The sequence below is a fragment of the Bradyrhizobium sp. CB82 genome (assembly GCF_029714405.1).
GTDB lineage: Bacteria > Pseudomonadota > Alphaproteobacteria > Rhizobiales > Xanthobacteraceae > Bradyrhizobium.
In genome coordinates this window covers 1,949,005-1,966,590 of sequence record NZ_CP121650.1, presented here as the reverse complement: position 1 = coordinate 1,966,590, position 17,586 = coordinate 1,949,005, and the positions used below count along the sequence as shown (strand labels likewise).

Sequence of the window (17,586 nt, the reverse complement as noted above, 5' to 3'; positions counted from 1 at the left end):
TTGCCGTGACGAACGCGCAACAATCGTGAAATCGTTCACACGAACCATTGAAGCTTTGTGGCATTCGCGCATAATCGAATCGGGGCGGCGCAGCACTTTCGATTCGAAATCTCAAGCGTAATCGAGCAACCACACCGGGGGCACCTCCCCGCGTGCCGGATCTGACGTGCGGCAGCGCAAGCCGCGTGCGGCGCCTCCAATACACAAGCGGCCAACACCGCAAAAAGCTTGGGGATGCATCTCACATGTTTAGCTACCGTATCGGGAAGATCGCCACTCTCGCCGCCATTGCCGCAACTGCCACCGTGCTTCACGCCGCACCCGGCATCGCCTTCTCCTCCGAGGCGCAGCAGATGTGCACGGGCGACGCCATGCGCCTCTGCTCCAGCGAAATCCCCAACATCTCGCGGATCACCGCCTGCATGGTCCGCAATCGCCACCATGTCAGCCCGGGCTGCCGCGCCGTGATGGATCGCGAGGCCGCAGCAGCGCGCAAGCGGGAAGCCGCCGCGAACTGATCCATCGCACGCACTGCGAGTTGAGCGGCGTCCGCCGCAATCGACGCTATGCTGAGGCCCGGCCAAGAGAGCTGGAGCAACAGACATGGCGACCTAAACGCTAGAGCATGTGCGGAAAAGTGCGAAGCGGACTTCCCTCGCGACAAACGTTTGCGGGGTGATCATGCTCAATCAATAACCTGAGGCGCGATGACGATTCATCCCGATCTCATCACGCTTTAGCCCCTACTCCCCCCACTGCGCGAACGCGTCGTTGAAGGCGCGTTCGCCGGGCGCACCCTTCTCGATGGCAATGATAGCGCGGCGCTGGTTGGTGTAGACCAGCGGTACGTCGAACCAGGAGCGCTCTTTCAGGAGCTGGACGTTGCGCGAGCGATCGGCGTCGACATTGGAGAGGCCGACCAGGAAGAAGCCGTCGGTGACCTTGACGGCGAGGCCCGCGAGCGGCGTGCCGCGCGCCTGCTCGTTCGACTTCATCAGGATGCCAGGCACGTTGGCGACGCCGCCACCGGGGAAGTCCGGCGGCAGGATGAAGGTCAGCTCCGCGGTGTGGCTCGCCGGCAGCGATGAATCGGTGTTCCTGCGGAACGACATCGTCATCTTGAACTTGCGGTCGGGAATCTCGATGTCGGCGCGCACGGCGACGTCGGCCTTCTGGTTGCCCGAGGCCTTGATCGGTTCGGTCCGCCAGACCACGGTGCCGACATATTGCTTGCCCTTGGGATCGGACGGATCCTCGTCATAGAGCACGACCTTCTGCGCCACCGGCGCAGCCGGCTGCTCGGTCGACGACGGCTGGCCCACGCGATCGGGGATCTTGGGCTTCGGCGCCGGCTGCGACTCATCCTTCGGCGCCTCCACGACCTGCGTCGCAGACGGCTTGAACAGGACGCTCACGGCCTGGACCGCCTGCTTGCCCCAGAGAATGCCAGCGCCGACCAGGATCAGCACGATGCCGACGGCGATCGCGCTCTTGAACGGGAAGGCTGAACCGGAGCGACGCTTCTTCAACTCGCGGTCGGCCGGAATGCGCGGACGCGGCGATGGCGGCGGGTAGCGCTCAGCTTCCTCGACCGACTCGTCGTAGGAATAGGGCACGTCCGGCGGCTCGCCGCCCCGGTTCTCCAGGCTCGGCTCGAGCCGGTCGAACTCCGGCGAGGGCGACGGCACGTTGGCGTAGGTCCGGCGCGCGGCACGGTTGGCCTGCGCCGCCGCGCGGCCCAGGTCATCGGCATCCGCAGTGATGTCGCGAAAGCCGCGAACGCCCGGCGCCTGCGGCACCGGCGGCGGCGCGCCCTCCGGCGGCCGGCGCGAGGCGGAGCGATCGCGCGCCGCGGGCGGCGCCGGCGGCTCGGGCATCGGAGGCGGGGTCGGCCCCTGTGGGCGCTGAGGACGCGACTGGCGCTGGGCGTCGCGGTCCCCGAGATCGTCTCCACCAAGCGGAGGACGCTCATTGCGCGACGGCGGCGGCGCGGCAGGACGCGAGGGGCGCGGGGCGGACGATGAAGCCGAAGGCGGCGCGGCGGGCGAAGTGCCCTCGGCGGCGCGGGCGCTCGCACGGCGGAAGGCGTCGCCACTGCCGCTGCCGCCGCGGGGGCCGCCGGGGCGCGAGGCGTCTCGCGCGCGCTGGGCTGCTTCAGATTCGACCTTGCGGACGGCCTCTTCGAGTGACAGCCGCTCGCGGGTGATTTCGGATTCGGAGAGAGGCGGCTGCACGCTGCGGAGCTGCGCAATCAGCGCCGTACGCGCCCGTTCATAGAGCGCGCGGCGGCTTTCGCCGGGAGCATTGGGATCCAGGGCGGCAATAGCGCGGGCGATCAGCGGATAGTAATCAGCCATTTCAACTCAACTATGCGCCTGTCCCGGTAAGATACCGTTAAGCCTCAAACGGGTTTTGTACCAGAATAGTATCTTCACGTTCGGGGCTCGTGGAAAGAAGCGCGACCGGGCAGCCCACCAGTTCCTCGATCCGGCGCACATATTTGATGGCCTGAGCCGGCAAATCCGCCCAGGAGCGGGCATTTGCGGTCGGTTCCTTCCAGCCTTCGATGGTCTCATAGACCGGCTCAACCCGCGCCTGCGCGCCCTCGCCGGCCGGGAAATGGTCGATCTCCTTGCCGTCCAGCCGGTAACCGGTGCAGACCTCGATCGAATCGAAGCCGTCGAGGATGTCGAGCTTGGTCAGCGCCAGCCCATTGATGCCGCAGGTCCTGACCGCCTGGCGGACCAGGACGGCGTCGAACCAGCCGCAGCGGCGCGGACGGCCGGTATTGGTGCCGAACTCGCGGCCGCGCTCGCCGATCTTGCGGCCGATCTCGTTGTCCTGCTCGGTCGGGAACGGCCCCTGGCCGACGCGGGTCGTGTAGGCCTTGCACAGACCCAGCACATAGCCGACCGCGCCGGGCCCGAGGCCGGCACCGGTCGCAGCCTGCGCCGCCACCGTGTTGGACGAGGTGACGTAGGGATAGGTGCCGTGGTCGACGTCGAGCAGCGCGCCCTGCGCACCCTCGAACAACATGCGCTTGCCCTCGCGGCGCTTGATGTCGAGCAGCCGCCACACCGTCTCGGCATAAGGCAGAAGCTGCGGCGCCAGCGCGCTGAGCTCGGCCAGGATGGTCTTGCCGTCGAACTCCGGCAGATTGAGGCCGCGGCGCAAGGCATTGTGGTGAGCAAGGAGCCGGTCGATCTTGTGCGGCAGCGTGTCGAGGTCCGCGAGGTCCATCAGGCGGATGGCACGGCGGCCGACCTTGTCTTCATAGGCAGGTCCGATGCCGCGACGGGTGGTGCCGATCGCGGTTGCCGCATTGGAGGATTCGCGAAGCGCGTCGAGCTCACGATGCAGCGGGAGGATCAGGGTGACGTTCTCGGCGACGCGCAGATTGTCCGGGCTGACCGCGACGCCCTGTGCCCTGAGCTTGGTGACTTCGTCGAGGAAGGCCTGCGGGTCGAACACCACGCCATTGCCGATCACCGACAGCTTCTGGTCACGCAGCACGCCGGAGGGCAACAGCGCGAGCTTGTAGGTCTCGCCGTTGATGACCAGCGTATGGCCGGCATTGTGGCCGCCCTGGAAACGGACGACGATGTCGGCCTGCTCCGACAACCAGTCGACGATCTTGCCCTTTCCCTCGTCGCCCCACTGGGCGCCGACGACGACAACATTGGCCATTCGCGGGTAATCCCTATGCAGATGTCTTTAAGTGGCATGATCCTAGCGGAAAACCGGTACCCACTTTTCCTAAGATCATGCCGGCGCCCAGCTCAATCCACGGCCGGGGCCGCTCGCATGCGAGGCAGCCAACCGGATAACGGAAGCAGCCTCTCTAGGCAAGCAAGAACGGGGCTTTTTCGCGTCCTAAGGCGCGATCCAAGCCTTTGATATCCCCTTAAAATCCGGAAAGCTTCGGGGCCGCGCCGGCAAGCGCTGGAACCGCGGAATTGATACGCATCAACCACCCCTGTTCACCGCTCGCCTAAGGGATGCTGTCACCTCCGCCCCTTACCTTCTCCGGGCCACAACGCCCTTTCGGACATGCCGTGACCGAACCATCGGGAAACCAGGCCGGCCATTTCTGGCGCTTTTCAGCCGACGCGCTCGCCCGGCAGCTCGGCTGCGGCCTTCGGGGACTGACCACGCGCGATGCCGCCGAGCGGCTTCACCGTTTCGGGCCGAACACCGACGCACCACCGCGCATCGAGGGCGCGATGCGCGCGATCCTGCGTCGGCTCTTCGAGCCCTTGTCGCTGATTTTGCTGGTCGCCGGCATCATCTCGATGCTGACCGGCGACGACATCGGCGGGCTGATCATCGTGCTGATCCTGACGCTGTCGATCGGGCTCGACACCATCCAGGAGGGGCATGCGGTCCGGGCCGCCGAAATGCTGCGCCGCTCGGTGGCGCTAAAGGCCGAGGTCAAGCGCGACAGCGGGTTTGGCCAGGTCGACGTCGAACGGGTGGTGCCCGGCGACATCCTGCGCATCCGCGCCGGCGATATCATCCCGGCGGACGCGCTGATCCTCGAGAGCACGGCCTTCACCGCCGGCGAAGCGGCACTCACCGGCGAGCCTTATCCGGTGCAGAAGCGCGCGGGCGTCGCCGATGCTCCAGACGACACGTCGAATGCGCTGTTCCGCGGCGCTGTCGCGCAAACCGGCGAGGCGATCGTGCTCGCCGTGCGCACCGGCCGCGACACGGTGTTCGGCGCCGCCGCCTCCGCACTTGCGGAAGCGCAGGCGCCCTCGCCGTTCGAGCGTGACTTGCGCGAATTCGGCCTCGTCATCGCGCGCGCGACGCTGGCGCTGGTGGTGGTGGTGCTGACCATCCGCGTGGTATTCGGCCGTCCGGTGCTGGACTCGTTGCTGTTTGCGGTGGCGCTCGCGGTCGGGCTGACGCCGGAGCTGCTGCCGATGATCACCACGGTGACCTTGTCGCGCGGCGCGCTGCGCATGGCCCGCCGCAAAGTGATCGTCAAACGGCTCGCGGCGATCCACGATCTCGGCGCCATGACGGTCCTGTGCACGGACAAGACCGGCACGCTGACCTCGGCCGAGATCCGCCTTGCGCGGAGCCTCGATGCAGAGGGCAAGGAGGATGCGCGCGCCGCGCGGTTTGGCGCCATTGCGGCGGCGCTCGGCGGTGACCGCGGCTCGCTCGACGCGGCGCTGGTCGCGGGCTGCGCGGGGGCTGCGCAAGGATGGACACTCGCGGGCCGCCAGGCGTTCGACTTTTCGCGGCGGTTGGGATCGGTGCTGGCGAACGGTCCCGAAGGCGCGCGGCTGATCGTCAAGGGCGCGCCGGAGGCCGTGCTCGAACTCTGCACGATAAACGATGCCGCACGTGCGGCCGCAATGGCGCGCGTACGAGGGCTCGCGACCGAGGGCCTGCGCACCGTCGCCATTGCCTCGCGCCCGTGGACGGGCGCTACGCGCGAGGTCGAGACCGAAGATGAGACCCGCCTCGTCTTCGAGGGTCTTTGCGCCTTCGCCGATCCGCCGAAGCCGACTGCTGCAGCTGCCATCGCCGATCTCGCGGCAAGTGGCGTCAGGCTGAAAATCCTCTCGGGCGATGATCCCGTCGTAGTGAAGCGGCTCGCGGGCCTCGTCGGGCTGAACGCCGAGCGCGTGCTCTCCGGGCCCGATATCGCCGAGCTCAGCGACGAGGCATTGGCCGTACGGGTGCAATCCGCCGACGCCTTCGGGCGGCTCGCGCCGGACCAGAAGTCGCGCATCGTGAAGGCGCTTCAGGCGAGCGGCGAAGTCGTCGGCTTCCTCGGCGACGGCATCAACGACGCACCGGCGCTGAAGGCCGCCGATATCGGGCTGTCGGTCGAAGGCGCCACCGGCGTGGCGCAGGCCGCCGCCGACATGATCCTCCTCGCTTCGGATCTCGAGGTCGTCGCCGACGGCGTCCAGGAGGGCCGGCGCACCTTCGCAAACATTCTCAAATACGTCCGCATGGGCGCGAGCTCGAATTTCGGCAATATGCTGTCGATGGCGATCGCCTCCGTCGCGCTGCCGTTCCTGCCGATGCTGCCGACGCAGATCCTGCTGAACAATCTGCTCTACGATCTCTCCGAGCTCGGCATCCCCTTCGACCGCGTCTCGGCGCAGGCAACCGCTCAGCCGCAGGTGTGGAGCATGTCGCGCCTCGTGCGCTTCGCCGCGATCATGGGGCCGTTGTCGTCGGTGTTCGATTTCCTGACTTTTGGTGCACTGCTCCTCCTGTTCAAGGCATCACCCGATGAATTCCGCACCGCCTGGTTCATCGAATCCATGGCGACGCAGATCCTCGTGATCTTCATCATCCGCACCAATGGACGTCCGTGGCACAACTGGCCCGATCCCGCGCTGTCCGCCTCCTCGCTGATCGCCCTCGTCGTCGCGATGCTCGTGCCGCTCACGCCGGTCGGTGCCTGGTTCGGTTTCGTCGCGCCGTCGCCGCTCATGCTGGCCGGCATCGCGGCCCTGGTCGTCGTCTATCTCGCCTGCACGGAGCTGTTGAAGCCGCTTGCGATCCGCACCGCGCGGAAGACTTGAGGCAAGAGTTCCCGCCACATTGAAGGCGCGCATGGACGCGATGCGTCGCGCGCCATTGATATCAGGGCGAATTACGTGTCTGTGGAGGAGCCGGGTATGAGCCGGCCCGGACGCCACCGGGCCCGACGCCTTGGCGCACGAACCGGGGCCATAACAATCACAATGTCCGCCGCCGACCAGACCACGCGCCTTGCCACCCCCGCCCGGCACTGGATCGCCAACCAGCCTTATCTCCTGCTCAGCATCACGGCGCTGTGCTGGGCCGGCAATGCCATTGTCGGGCGGCTCGCCGCCGGCCACATCCCGCCGGTGACGCTGTCCTTCCTGCGCTGGTTCTTCGCCTTCCTTCTGGTGCTGCCGTTCGCCTGGAAGCATCTGGTCACGGACTGGCCGGCGATCCGCGGCAAGCTCGGTCTGATGATCGTGCTGTCGATCATCGGCATCGGCGCCTTCAACACGCTGCAATATTGGGCGCTGGAGCATACGCAGGCGCTGAACACGCTGCTGCTGCAATCGGCCGCCCCGCTCGTTGTTGCACTCTGGTCGCTGATCATCCTGGGCGTCCGTCTTACGGCGATGCAGGCCTTGGGCGTTTTGCTCTCGCTATGCGGCGTGCTGACGATCCTCTTGCGCGGCGACCTCACCACGCTCTCCAACATAGAGTTCAACAAGGGCGACCTGATCTTCATGGTCGCGCTGGTGATCTTCGCGCTCTACTCAGTGCTGACGTTGAAGCGGCCGGCGATCCACGGCCTGTCGTTCCTTGCCTTTACCTTCGGCTGCGGCGCGGCGTGCCTCATTCCGCTGGGGATCTGGGAGTTGTCGGCCCGTCCGGTGATGAAACTCGATCTGCCGAACCTGCTGACGCTGGTCTATGTTGCGGTGTTTCCCTCGACGCTCGCCTATCTCTGCTTCAACCGCGGCGTAGCGCTGATCGGCGCCAACCGCGCCGCGCCGTTCTTTCACGTGGTGCCGGTGTTCGGCTCGATCATGGCGATGATCTTTCTCGGTGAACTGCCGCAGGCCTTCCATTTTATCGGCTTTGCGCTGGTGCTGTCGGGCGTGTTCGTAGCCTCGCGCAAATAGGCGAGTTGAACGGGCGCCAGCCGATCGAGCCGCCCAAGCCTTCTATGTTCAATATATTAACCGCCAAAGCGGCCTCACTGATCTTCCGCTGCATTGTAGCATTGCGGCGGTGGGACTTGTGGTGCAGCCGCGATCCGACGCAAGCTCGCCTGCGAAAACCAATGACGATCGCTTCGCCCGCGCCACCGGCCTCTAATCCGGTCGGCTGGCTCAACAACCAGCCCTATCTGCTCCTGAGCCTGAGCTCGCTGTTCTGGGCCGGCAACATCGTGCTCGCGCGCCATGTCGGTGCGCATGTGCCGCCGCTCACCCTGACCACGGTCCGCTGGTTCGGCGTCTTCCTCATCCTGCTGCCGTTTGCAGGACCGCATCTGAGGCGCGACTGGAAGGCGCTTCGCGAGCATCTGCCGCTGATGCTGTTCCTTTCGCTGGTCGGCTTCGCCTTCAACAATGCGATCTCGTTCTGGGCCCTGCAATATACGGAAGCGCTGAACGCGCTGCTGATCCAGTCGGCCGGACCTTTGTTCGTGGCGCTTTGGTCGCTGGTGCTGTTCGGCGTCCGCCTGACGGTTGCACAGCTCGCCGGCATCGCGATCTCGCTTCTCGGCGTCCTCATCATCATCCTGCGCGGTGATCTCGCGGCACTTGCCGGCATCAGCTTGAACCGGGGCGACATCATGTTCGCCTCCTCGCTGGTAGCGTTCGGGCTCTATTCCGCCTTCATCCCGCGCCGGCCAAAGATCCATCAGCTCTCGTTCCTGTCCTTCACCACCTGCTGCGGAGCGATAATGCTGCTGCCGGCTGCGGTGTGGGAATTCTTCGCAGGCAACGTCTTGAAGCCCGATGCGACGACGCTGGCGACATTCGCCTACATCCTGATCTTCCCCTCGACCCTCGCCTATCTCTTCTTCAATCGCGGCGTGGCGCTGATCGGACCGAACCGTGCCGCGCCGTTCTTTCATCTGGTTCCGGTGTTCGGCTCGGCGATGGCGATCCTCTTGCTCGGCGAACGGCTGCAACTTTTCCATCTTGTCGGCTACACGCTGGTGCTCGCCGGCGTCGTGATCGCGTCGCGACAGGGCTCGGCGTCGAAATAATTCGGCGCCGCGAAAAGCTGATCAGGCAGGCCGGGATCGGGAAGCAGTGAGGCGCGGCCAAGCGTGACGCCGCCGTAGGGCAAAGCGCAGCGCGCCCACCATGAAGCTTCCAAGTCGTGGAAAGGAGCGGTGGGCACGGCGCTCGCCTTCGCCCACCCTAAAAATTCGCGGAAAGACCTAAGCCGCCCTTACCTTGGCGAGGAAGCCGTCGACGGCGCTTCGCAGTGCGCCGGACTGGTTGTCGAGCTCGCGAGCGTTCGACAGCACATCGGAGGCCGCCGTTCCCGTCGCCTCGGCCGCCGAGGTCACGCTGCCGATATGGGCGTTGATCTCGCTGGAGCCGGCTGCGACCGACTGGATGTTGCGGGCGATCTCGCGCGTCGCTTCGCCCTGCTGCTCGATCGACGCGGAAATGCCTGCGGTGATCTCGCTCATCTCAGCGATCGTCTGGGTGATGCCGGCAATCGCGGCGACCGCGTCGCTGGTCGAGGTCTGCATCGCCGCAACCTGGGCCGAGATTTCCTCGGTGGCCTTCGCGGTCTGGTTGGCGAGCGCCTTGACCTCGGAGGCGACGACCGCGAAACCGCGGCCGGATTCGCCGGCGCGCGCCGCTTCGATGGTGGCGTTGAGTGCGAGCAGGTTGGTCTGCGCCGCGATCGAGTGGATCAGCTTGACGACCTCGCCGATCTTCTCGGCGCCCGAGGACAGCACCTGCACGGTGGTGTTGGTGCGCTCGGCGTCGCTGACCGCCCTGCTCGCGACCTCGGTGGAGCGCGTCACCTGGCGCGAGATCTCGGCGACCGAGCTCGACAGTTCTTCGGCGGCGGCCGCAACCGTGCCGACATTGCCCGACGCCTTTTGCGAGGCGGCGCCGACGGTGGCCGCACGCGCGCTGGCATCGCTCGCGGTCGCGGTCATCGACTGCGCGGTGGTCTGCATGCCGGCGGCAGCCGAAGAAACCGAACGCACGATGCCGTTGACGCTTCGCTCGAAATCGCTGGCGATGCCTTCCATCGCGCTGCGACGTTCCGCAGCGGCGCGTTCCTTGGCAACCGCCTCCGTCTTCTCGAGATCGCGGATGCGGATCGCATTGTCCTTGAATATCTGCACGGCCGAAGCCATTGCGCCGACCTCGTCGCCACGGCCGACGCCGGGAATGTCGGCTTCGAGCTTGCCGTCGGCCAGCTCCTTCATTCGCGTGCCGAGAAGGTTGAGCGGCAAGCTGATGCTGCGGCCGAGCAGCCAGGCCACGCTGCCGGCGACGATGACGATGCCGAGCAGGGACAAGCCGAGGAGCCAGTAGACCGGCCCCATCTTCTCGTCGATATCCTCGAGATAGGCGCCCGTGCCGAGATACATGTCGAAGCCGGGGACGGCGACCGCATAGCCGAGCTTGCGGATCGGCTTCTCCTGGCCGGGCTTCTTATATTCGTAAAAGAGCAGGACGTCGCCATTGGCCTTGACGCCATCCATGATCTCACGGGACAGCTTGCGCCCGTTCGTCTCCACGTCCATCCGGTTGGTGCCGATCTGCTTCGGATCGGGCGCGAGCTGCGTGATGCCGTCGTAGGTCGTGCCGAACAGATAGCCGGAGCCCTTGTCGTAGGTCATGGCGTTGCCGTAGCGGCGGAATTCGGCCAGCGCGGCATCCTTCGTCATCTCGCCAGCATTGACCCGCTTCATCAAGGTGGCCGCATAGTTGCGAGCCATGTCGACGATCGCTTTGGTCTGGTCGATGCGCGCATCCACCATGCTGCGTTTCATCAAATATCCGGCCAGAAGCCCTGAGATGCAGAGGCCGAACAGGGTGACGCCGACAAGAATGCCAAGCTTGGGGGCGATCTTCAGATTGCTCAGCTTCACGAGGTGGCTCCGGACACGCGGGTGGGTCGATCGAATTTGAATCAATTTTTAGTGTGGGACCGATTAGCAACTTGTTACGATGCCTCCGTAGAAGCCCGTAGAGGAAGCGAAAACCCGCAAACACCGCAGTCTGCGAACAACCGATGATTGTACGCGTCAAGCTCGATTTCGCGTAAAAGACGCAAAGGCCCCTCCGCCAGGGAGCGGGCCCCAATAAGAACCGACAAACCAAATCGGAGCAGGAAATGCCGAAATACAGGGTGGTGACGCCGAAGGGCGCGAGCTTCACGGTGACAGGAAGCGATTATTCCTTCGAGCGGGAGGCGCTCGATCCGATCGACGCGGAGATCGTCGAGGCGCCGGCCAACGAGACCGAGTTCATCGCCGCAGCCCGGACGGCTGACGCGATCTACGCCAAGGGCATCCCGATCACCAAAGCCATCATCGACGCGCTGGAGAACTGCAAGGTCATCACGCTCGGCTCCGTCGGAGTCGACAGCGTCGATGTCAAGGCGGCAACTGCCCGTGGCATTCCCGTGACCAACATCCCCGACACCTTCATCGAAGAGGTCGCCGATCATGCGATGATGCTGCTGCTTGCGGGCTTCCGCCGCCTGGTCGAGCAGGACCGCATGGTGCGCAGCGGGCGCTGGGCCGAGGGCCGACCGGCACTTCTGAAGATCCCGCGACTGATGGGACAGACGCTCGGCTTCATCTCCTTCGGCCGCGTCGCCCGCGCAGTCGCCAAGCGCGCTGCCCCCTTCGGCGTGCGGATGATGGCCTTTGATCCCTTCATCCAGGAAACGCTGATGTACGATCACGGGGTGATGCCGGCGACGCTGAACGAAGTGCTGTCGCAATCGGACTTCGTCTCGATGCACGCGCCAGCCAGGCCGGAGGTTCACCACATGCTGACCGAGACACATTTCCGCCAGATGAAGAAGGGTTCGATCTTCATCAACACCGGGCGCGGCGCCACCGTGGACGAGGAGAGCCTGATCAAGGCCTTGCAAGAGGGCTGGATCGCGCATGCCGCGCTCGACGTGCTGGAGAAGGAACCGCCCTCGCACAACAATCCCCTGCTCGGAATGGAGAACGTCACCCTGACCGCGCACGTCGCCTCGGCCTCGGCACGCTTCGACGAAGCGCGCAAGCGGCGCGTGGGCTACGAATTGTCACTGGTGCTTCAGGGGATGTGGCCGGTAAGCTGCGTCAATCCGTCGGTGCTGCAGAACACTGCACTGCGACGCTGGCAGCCCGTCAGCATGGATCGCGGTCCGAACAGCTGAGCCTGCGAGGCGCTTTCGGATGAAATGGAGACCGGTTCGCGTGCAAGAATAAGCCAGATCGAAGACCCTTCACCGGCGATCAACGCCGGGAAGGCGCAAAAACAGGGAGGAACTGATGAGGAACGACATCACCCGTCGTGATGCAATCGGGTTTGGGCTGTCCGTTGCGGCGTTTGCAGCCACCGGTGCTGCAGGGCAAACGCCATCCAACATCAAGGCTGCGGACGTCGCGGCGCCGTCGCTGCCGATCGAGAAGGGCGCAAGCCTGCGCATGCTGCGACCGGTGCGCTTCGTCCAGCCTGACGAGGACGTGTTCCGCGCCAACGCAAAGCGTTTCAGCGATAGTACCGGAGTGGAGGTGAAGGTCGACTTCGTCGGCTGGGAAGACATCAACCAGCAGACGGCGGTGACCGCGAATTCGGGCGCGGGGCCCGACATCATCATCGGCTTCTCTGACGCGCCGCACATCTATGTCGACAAGCTCATCGAGCTCAGTGACGTCGCCGAATATCTCGGCAAGCGTTATGGCGGCTGGCTGTTTCTGGCGGAGAAATACGGCAAGCGCGCCAAGAGCAACAACTGGATCGGCCTGCCCTTCGGCGCCAGCGGCGGACCGCTGGTCTACCGCAAGTCGGCGCTGAAACAGATTGGCTATGACAGGGTTCCCGACGACCACGCCGGCGTGCTCGATGTTTGCCGCAAGCTGCAGAAAATCGGCAAGCCCGCAGGCTTTGCACTTGGCAACGCCGTTGGCGACGGCAATGGCTTCGCGCAATGGCTGCTCTGGTCGCACAACGCGGCGCTGCTTGATCCTGACGGAAACCTCATCATCAACAGCAAGGAGACGGTGGCGGCGCTGCAATATCTGAAGCAGCTCTACCCGACCTTCATTGCCGGAACGCCATCATGGAATGACGTATCAAACAACCGCGCCTATTCCTCCGAGGAGATCGCGCTTACGTCCAACGGCGTATCGCTTTATTTCGCGCTGAAGAAAGATCCGGCGACCGCCGCGATTGCGGAAGACACCGAGCATCAGTTTTCGCCGAAGGGACTCGCTGCGACCTATCCGATGGGCGGCCTGACGCTGAATGCCATGGTGTTCAAGCACAGCCCGTATCCGAACGCGGCGAAGGCGTTCCTCCAGTTCATGCTGGAGAAGGAGCAGTACGAGCCGTGGCTCAATGCCAACAGCGGCTACTGGGCGCAGCCGCTCGCAGCCTATGCCGATGCGGCGGTGTGGTCGGGTGACCCGAAGGTGGCGATCTTCAAGGACACCATGAAGAACGAGTACTGGGATGGCTACAAGGGTCCGATCTCGACGGCGACAGGCGCCATCCGCGCCGACTACGTGCTGGTACAGATGTGCGCCTCGGTGGCGACCGATGCGGCAACGCCGGAGCAAGCGGCGGCCGAGGCGGAGCGCCGCGCGAAGCGGTACTTCCGGAGGTAGTGCCTTGAGCGCCGTCATTGCGAGGAGCGGAGCGACGAAGCAATCCAGAGTGCATCCCCGTAGACAGACTGGATTGCTTCGCTTCGCTCGCAATGACGGTGTCATGACATTCGGACCAGGACGACTGCGATGTCCGTAACCACACTCCCACAGGTCCTGGCACAGCGACAGCCCTCATGGCTCGTGCGTTTGTTCGACTACAAGCCGTTCCTGATCGTGATGTGCCTCGCACCGGCGATCGGGCTGCTCACGGTGTTCCTCACCTACCCCCTCGGCCTCGGCATCTGGCTCGCCTTCACCGACACCACGATCGGCCGGCGCGGCATCTTCGTAGGCCTCGAGAATTTCCAGTACCTGCTGAGCGATCCCCTGTGGTGGAACGCGGTGTTCTACAGCGTGCTTTATACGGCCGTCGCAACGTTTGGAAAATTCGCGCTGGGCTTCTGGCTGGCGCTGCTGCTCAACAACCACTTCCGGTTCAAGAGCCTGCTGCGCGCGATCGTGCTGTTGCCCTGGATCGTGCCGACGGTGCTCTCGGCGCTGGCGTTCTGGTGGATCTACGATCCCCAGTTCTCGATCATCTCCTATCTGCTGGTCGACGTGCTGCATTGGCGCACCAGCAATATCGACTTCCTCGGCACGCCCTGGCCGGCGCGTTTCTCGCTGATCGCGGCCAATATCTGGCGCGGCATTCCCTTCGTCGCGATCTCGCTGCTTGCTGGCCTCCAGACCATCTCGCCCTCGCTCTATGAGGCCGCGATGCTCGACGGCGCCAGCGCCTGGCAGCGCTTCCGCTTCATCACCTTCCCGATGATGATGCCGATCCTCGCCATCGTCATGACCTTCTCGATTATCTTCACCTTCACCGACTTCCAGCTCGTCTATGCCATCACCCGCGGCGGCCCCGTGAACTCGACGCACTTGCTCGCAACGCTGGCCTTCCAGCGCGGCATCGCCGGCGGCGAGCTCGGCGAGGGTGCCGCGATTGCGGTCTCGATGATCCCGTTCCTGGTGTTCGCGACGCTGTTTTCCTATTTTGGCCTTGCGCGGCGCAAATGGCAGCAGGGGGAAGCCAATGACTGACGCCGTCGCTCGACCCACCGCCGTTGCGAATGCGGCGCCCGACACCATGGCCTGGGATACCCGCGCGCGGCGGGTGATGATGATCTATCTGCCACTCAGCTGCTTCGTGCTGATCCTGCTGTTTCCGTTCTACTGGATGGCGGTCACCGCGTTCAAGCCGAACGCCGAACTCCTGAACTACAAGGCCCACAATCCGTTCTGGATCACCTCGCCGACCCTGGCGCATGTCAAGCACCTCTTGTTCGACACGGCCTATCCGCGCTGGCTGAAGACGACGATGTTCGTCGCGATCGGCTCGACCACGCTGTCGCTGTTTGCGAGCACGCTGGCGGCCTATGCGATCGAGCGCCTGCGGTTCCGCGGCAGCCCCTATGTCGGCCTCGGCATCTATCTCGCCTATCTGGTGCCGCCCTCGATCCTGTTCATTCCGCTCGCGACCGTGGTGGTGCAGTTCGGCCTGTTCGACAGCCCATTGGCGCTGATCCTGGTCTATCCGACCTTCCTGGTGCCGTTCTGCACCTGGCTCCTGATCGGCTATTTCAAGTCGATCCCCTATGAGCTCGAGGAATGCGCGCTGGTGGACGGCGCGACGCGGCTCCAGATCCTGCGGCGGATCACGCTGCCGCTGGCGGTGCCCGGGCTGATCTCGGCCGGCATCTTCTCCTTCACGCTATCCTGGAACGAATTCATCTATGCGCTCGCCTTCATCCAGAGCGGCGCCAACAAGACTGTGCCGGTCGCGATCCTGACCGAGCTCGTCACCGGCGATGTCTATCAATGGGGAGCGCTGATGGCGGGATCGCTGCTCGGCTCGCTGCCGGTCGCGATCTTCTATTCGCTGTTCGTGGACTACTACGTGTCCTCGCTGACCGGCGCGGTAAAGGAGTAAATTCTCCTCAAGCCGCGAATCGAGCAAGTCCGATGATGTCGAGTTCGTGCTGCTCGAGTTGGCGGACTTCCTCTCCACATAACGCCGTCATCGCCCGGCTTGACCGGGCGATCCAGTACTCCAAGACGGTCGTGCCAAAATCGATAAGCCGCGGCGTACTGGATGCCCCGCTTTCGCGGGGCATGACCGAGGGATAGGAGAGCGGGACGATGTGGTTTCAGTGTCATCCCGCCGGCGCCATGACGATGCCCTTGTCCTTGGGCCAGCGCACGCGCCAGCCGAACTTGATCTCCTTGATTTCGGCGGGCTTGGCGTCGAACGCCCATTCCATCACACCGCGCTTGTCGCGCAGGTTGGTCGTCGTGGGCGGCGTGGTCGCGGGCAACACCTCGACCGCGATGTCCTCGTTCTCGCTGACCGGAAGCTGATCCTCGATCGAGATCCGGATCAGGAAATCATGACCGTTGCGAATGACGGTCCGGAACGAGCGCGCATCGGTCTTTGACGAAGAGATCACGCCCGCCGTACCCTCGTTCTGCCGGATCACCGAACGCTCGATCTTGACCTTGTCGTCGGCGCCGAAGCCGAGGCGGACCGCCTCGGTCCGTGCGGCGGTGGAGAACCTGCTGCGACCGACGAACACGCCGTCGCGAAAGATCGCGACCTTGCCGGGCAAAAGGGTGGTGTCGTCGGCGAGCTTGAATGAGGCCTCGAGATAGGCGGTCGGATCCACCACCGGCGCGGCGCGGATGGCGAGGTCCGGGGTGACGGTCATGGTGGAGATGAGCAGGCTCTTGGCGCCCTCATTCGCGCCGAGGCTGACGCGGCCCGCGATCTGATAGACGGCCTGGAAATCGCCGATCTCGGCATTGGCCTGCTGCTCATCCGCACGCTCGCGCGTCTCAGCCGGCTCGGCCTTCGCCATCGCAGGCGATTGCGCCTGTCGCGTCATGGGCGGCGCTGGCATGGCCATGTCCGACGCCGTTCCCAGGGCCAGCGGCTTCGCCAGTTGCGGATAGCGGACGACCAGCGAATTCAGTTCCGGCGCACTGCCGCCGCGGCTGACGCGAACGGTGGAAACGCCGAGACTGACATTCGACCAATCCTCGCCGGTCGACTGTGTGATTTCCGCGCGGCGGACCAGTTCGAGCTGCGGCTTGTGATCTCGGGCGCCGGTGTCGAGGCGGGCGTCGTAGAGCGGCGCCCAGCGCGCATTGCGCACATTGTAGGTCACCCGCAGCGTCGCTTTCGTCGCGGCCGCCGAGGCGATTTCGACCCGCACCTCCAACTTGCTCGGCGACTTGGCCGCGCGATCGGCTTCGAGCTGGGCGATCTGGCGATCGATCTCGCGCTGCTTTCGCATGGCATCGCGAATCGCGGTGTCGGCGGTGGCGATCTCCTCGGCAACTGCCGAGAAGGCCGCGCGCCACTCGGTCATCGGCCGGGCCTCGCCCTTTTCGCCGATACCGGCGGGAGAGGCCTCGGCAAAACGTTCGGCAAACTTGCGCCGGGCACTGGCCGCATCAGCCGCGCCCTGCAAGTCCGCGCGCTCGTCCTTCAGGGCCTCGATGCGCTTGTCGAGCTCAGGAAGATTGACCGGAGGGGCTGCGCGCGGCGGCCGCGCGTCGATGGCGCCGATGGTGAGCTTTGCACCCGCCTCGCCCTCTACCCGCAAGGAGGAAGTGTCGAGCCCGAGCGGAAAATCCTTTGCGACCAGTGTCGAGTCGCCCGGCGGCAAGTCCAGTGTGATGACGCGAGTGACGCTCGCGCCATCCGGATAGACCGTGACGGCGTCGATGGCCGACGTCGCATCCAGATCGGCCGCCCAAGACGGCAGCGCAATCGCCGCCGTCACCAGGACCAGGCTCGTCGTCGCCAGACCCCCTTGCAATCGTGCGCATCAAATTCCTCCTGCCAATGTCGCCGCATCGCCAGCCGGATGCAGCGAAAAACGCCTCGCCATCGTGGTGAGACGCAGCAGGTCAGGAACCGGTTCGATTTGGGGTTTCCGTGCGGCGCCTCCGCGGCAGGTCGGTGGCCGCTGGAGCGTCATCTGGCCGCGCGCAGGTGCTCCAGCACCTCGCTTTCGCGCCCTGTGAGTGGTTCGCAACTGGCGAGCCAGCGCTTTTTACTCGACGCACAGCGCGCCGAACTCGTCGTCCAGCGGCTCGAAGAACCCGGCCGGCCGCTCTCGACGATCGCCGAGCAGCTCGGCTTTTCCGCGCAAAGCGCCATGGCGCGCTGGTTCCGTCACCACTTCGGCCGCACCATC

Annotated in this window: 12 protein-coding genes and 1 pseudogene; 9 read left to right on the top strand and 4 right to left on the bottom strand. The window is 65.0% G+C overall.

The features are described from left to right. The first annotated feature begins 245 nt into the window (after window positions 1-245). On the top strand, window positions 246-518 hold the full coding sequence (locus QA640_RS09630) for a hypothetical protein (RefSeq protein WP_283040456.1): 273 nt from the start codon (window positions 246-248) through the stop codon (window positions 516-518). Between the two features lie 225 nt (window positions 519-743). On the opposite strand, the gene QA640_RS09625 is transcribed toward QA640_RS09630, so the two are convergent. Further along, window positions 744-2,357 carry a hypothetical protein gene (locus QA640_RS09625; RefSeq protein ID WP_283040455.1) on the bottom strand — a complete coding sequence of 538 codons (1,614 nt, stop codon included), beginning with the start codon at window positions 2,355-2,357 and terminating at the stop codon, window positions 744-746. 37 nt (window positions 2,358-2,394) lie between these two features. After that, the gene (locus QA640_RS09620) at window positions 2,395-3,687 is read right to left on the bottom strand and encodes an adenylosuccinate synthase (RefSeq protein WP_283040454.1); all 1,293 of its coding nucleotides are present in this window, start codon (window positions 3,685-3,687) and stop codon (window positions 2,395-2,397) included. Between the two features lie 368 nt (window positions 3,688-4,055). Here QA640_RS09620 and mgtA point away from each other — a divergent pair, with 368 nt between their 5' ends. The 3 genes from mgtA (at window position 4,056) to QA640_RS09605 (ending at window position 8,737) form a co-directional block, all read left to right on the top strand. Then, window positions 4,056-6,554, top strand: coding sequence for a magnesium-translocating P-type ATPase (gene mgtA / locus QA640_RS09615; RefSeq protein ID WP_283040453.1), 2,499 nt, complete (start codon window positions 4,056-4,058; stop codon window positions 6,552-6,554). Between the two features lie 162 nt (window positions 6,555-6,716). Then, window positions 6,717-7,640, top strand: a complete 924-nt coding sequence (locus tag QA640_RS09610; protein ID WP_283040452.1) for a DMT family transporter — start codon at window positions 6,717-6,719, stop codon at window positions 7,638-7,640. A 161-nt stretch (window positions 7,641-7,801) separates the two neighbouring features. Further along, a complete protein-coding gene (locus QA640_RS09605) occupies window positions 7,802-8,737 on the top strand; it encodes a DMT family transporter (protein ID WP_283040451.1) in 936 nt (311 codons plus the stop codon). 177 nt (window positions 8,738-8,914) lie between these two features. Here QA640_RS09605 and QA640_RS09600 read toward each other — a convergent pair whose 3' ends face one another. Next, complete coding sequence (locus QA640_RS09600; protein ID WP_283040450.1) at window positions 8,915-10,600, bottom strand: methyl-accepting chemotaxis protein; 1,686 nt, start codon at window positions 10,598-10,600, stop codon at window positions 8,915-8,917. 245 nt (window positions 10,601-10,845) lie between these two features. Between QA640_RS09600 and QA640_RS09595 the strand changes: the two genes are divergently transcribed. From QA640_RS09595 to QA640_RS09580, 4 genes are all read left to right on the top strand, one after another. Further along, window positions 10,846-11,889, top strand: a complete 1,044-nt coding sequence (locus QA640_RS09595) for a C-terminal binding protein (protein WP_283040449.1) — start codon at window positions 10,846-10,848, stop codon at window positions 11,887-11,889. Window positions 11,890-12,004: 115 nt separating this feature from the next. Then, window positions 12,005-13,342 carry an ABC transporter substrate-binding protein gene (locus QA640_RS09590; RefSeq protein ID WP_283040448.1) on the top strand — a complete coding sequence of 446 codons (1,338 nt, stop codon included), beginning with the start codon at window positions 12,005-12,007 and terminating at the stop codon, window positions 13,340-13,342. A gap of 129 nt (window positions 13,343-13,471) precedes the next feature. After that, window positions 13,472-14,425, top strand: coding sequence for a sugar ABC transporter permease (locus QA640_RS09585; RefSeq protein ID WP_283040447.1), 954 nt, complete (start codon window positions 13,472-13,474; stop codon window positions 14,423-14,425). Further along, window positions 14,418-15,314 (top strand): carbohydrate ABC transporter permease, encoded by an 897-nt coding sequence (locus QA640_RS09580; protein ID WP_283040446.1) that lies wholly within the window; start codon window positions 14,418-14,420, stop codon window positions 15,312-15,314. The genes QA640_RS09585 and QA640_RS09580 overlap by 8 nt, the downstream gene beginning before the upstream one ends. Before the next feature lie 223 nt (window positions 15,315-15,537). Here QA640_RS09580 and QA640_RS09575 read toward each other — a convergent pair whose 3' ends face one another. Continuing rightward, window positions 15,538-17,205: a mucoidy inhibitor MuiA family protein gene (locus QA640_RS09575; protein WP_283040445.1), complete on the bottom strand. Its 1,668-nt coding sequence runs from the start codon at window positions 17,203-17,205 to the stop codon at window positions 15,538-15,540. 48 nt (window positions 17,206-17,253) lie between these two features. Here QA640_RS09575 and QA640_RS09570 point away from each other — a divergent pair. Continuing rightward, window positions 17,254-17,541, top strand: a pseudogene (locus QA640_RS09570) (hypothetical protein); the annotation flags it as partial. Between the last annotated feature and the right edge of the window lie 45 nt (window positions 17,542-17,586).

Coding starts and splice junctions, on each gene's coding strand:
- QA640_RS09605 (WP_283040451.1), top strand. CDS start 7,802: ATGACGATCGCTTCGCCCGCGCCACCGGCCTCTAATCCGGTCGGCTGG.
- QA640_RS09590 (WP_283040448.1), top strand. CDS start 12,005: ATGAGGAACGACATCACCCGTCGTGATGCAATCGGGTTTGGGCTGTCC.
- QA640_RS09585 (WP_283040447.1), top strand. CDS start 13,472: ATGTCCGTAACCACACTCCCACAGGTCCTGGCACAGCGACAGCCCTCA.
- QA640_RS09610 (WP_283040452.1), top strand. CDS start 6,717: ATGTCCGCCGCCGACCAGACCACGCGCCTTGCCACCCCCGCCCGGCAC.
- QA640_RS09595 (WP_283040449.1), top strand. CDS start 10,846: ATGCCGAAATACAGGGTGGTGACGCCGAAGGGCGCGAGCTTCACGGTG.
- QA640_RS09625 (WP_283040455.1), bottom strand. CDS start 2,357: ATGGCTGATTACTATCCGCTGATCGCCCGCGCTATTGCCGCCCTGGAT.
- QA640_RS09630 (WP_283040456.1), top strand. CDS start 246: ATGTTTAGCTACCGTATCGGGAAGATCGCCACTCTCGCCGCCATTGCC.
- QA640_RS09620 (WP_283040454.1), bottom strand. CDS start 3,687: ATGGCCAATGTTGTCGTCGTCGGCGCCCAGTGGGGCGACGAGGGAAAG.
- QA640_RS09580 (WP_283040446.1), top strand. CDS start 14,418: ATGACTGACGCCGTCGCTCGACCCACCGCCGTTGCGAATGCGGCGCCC.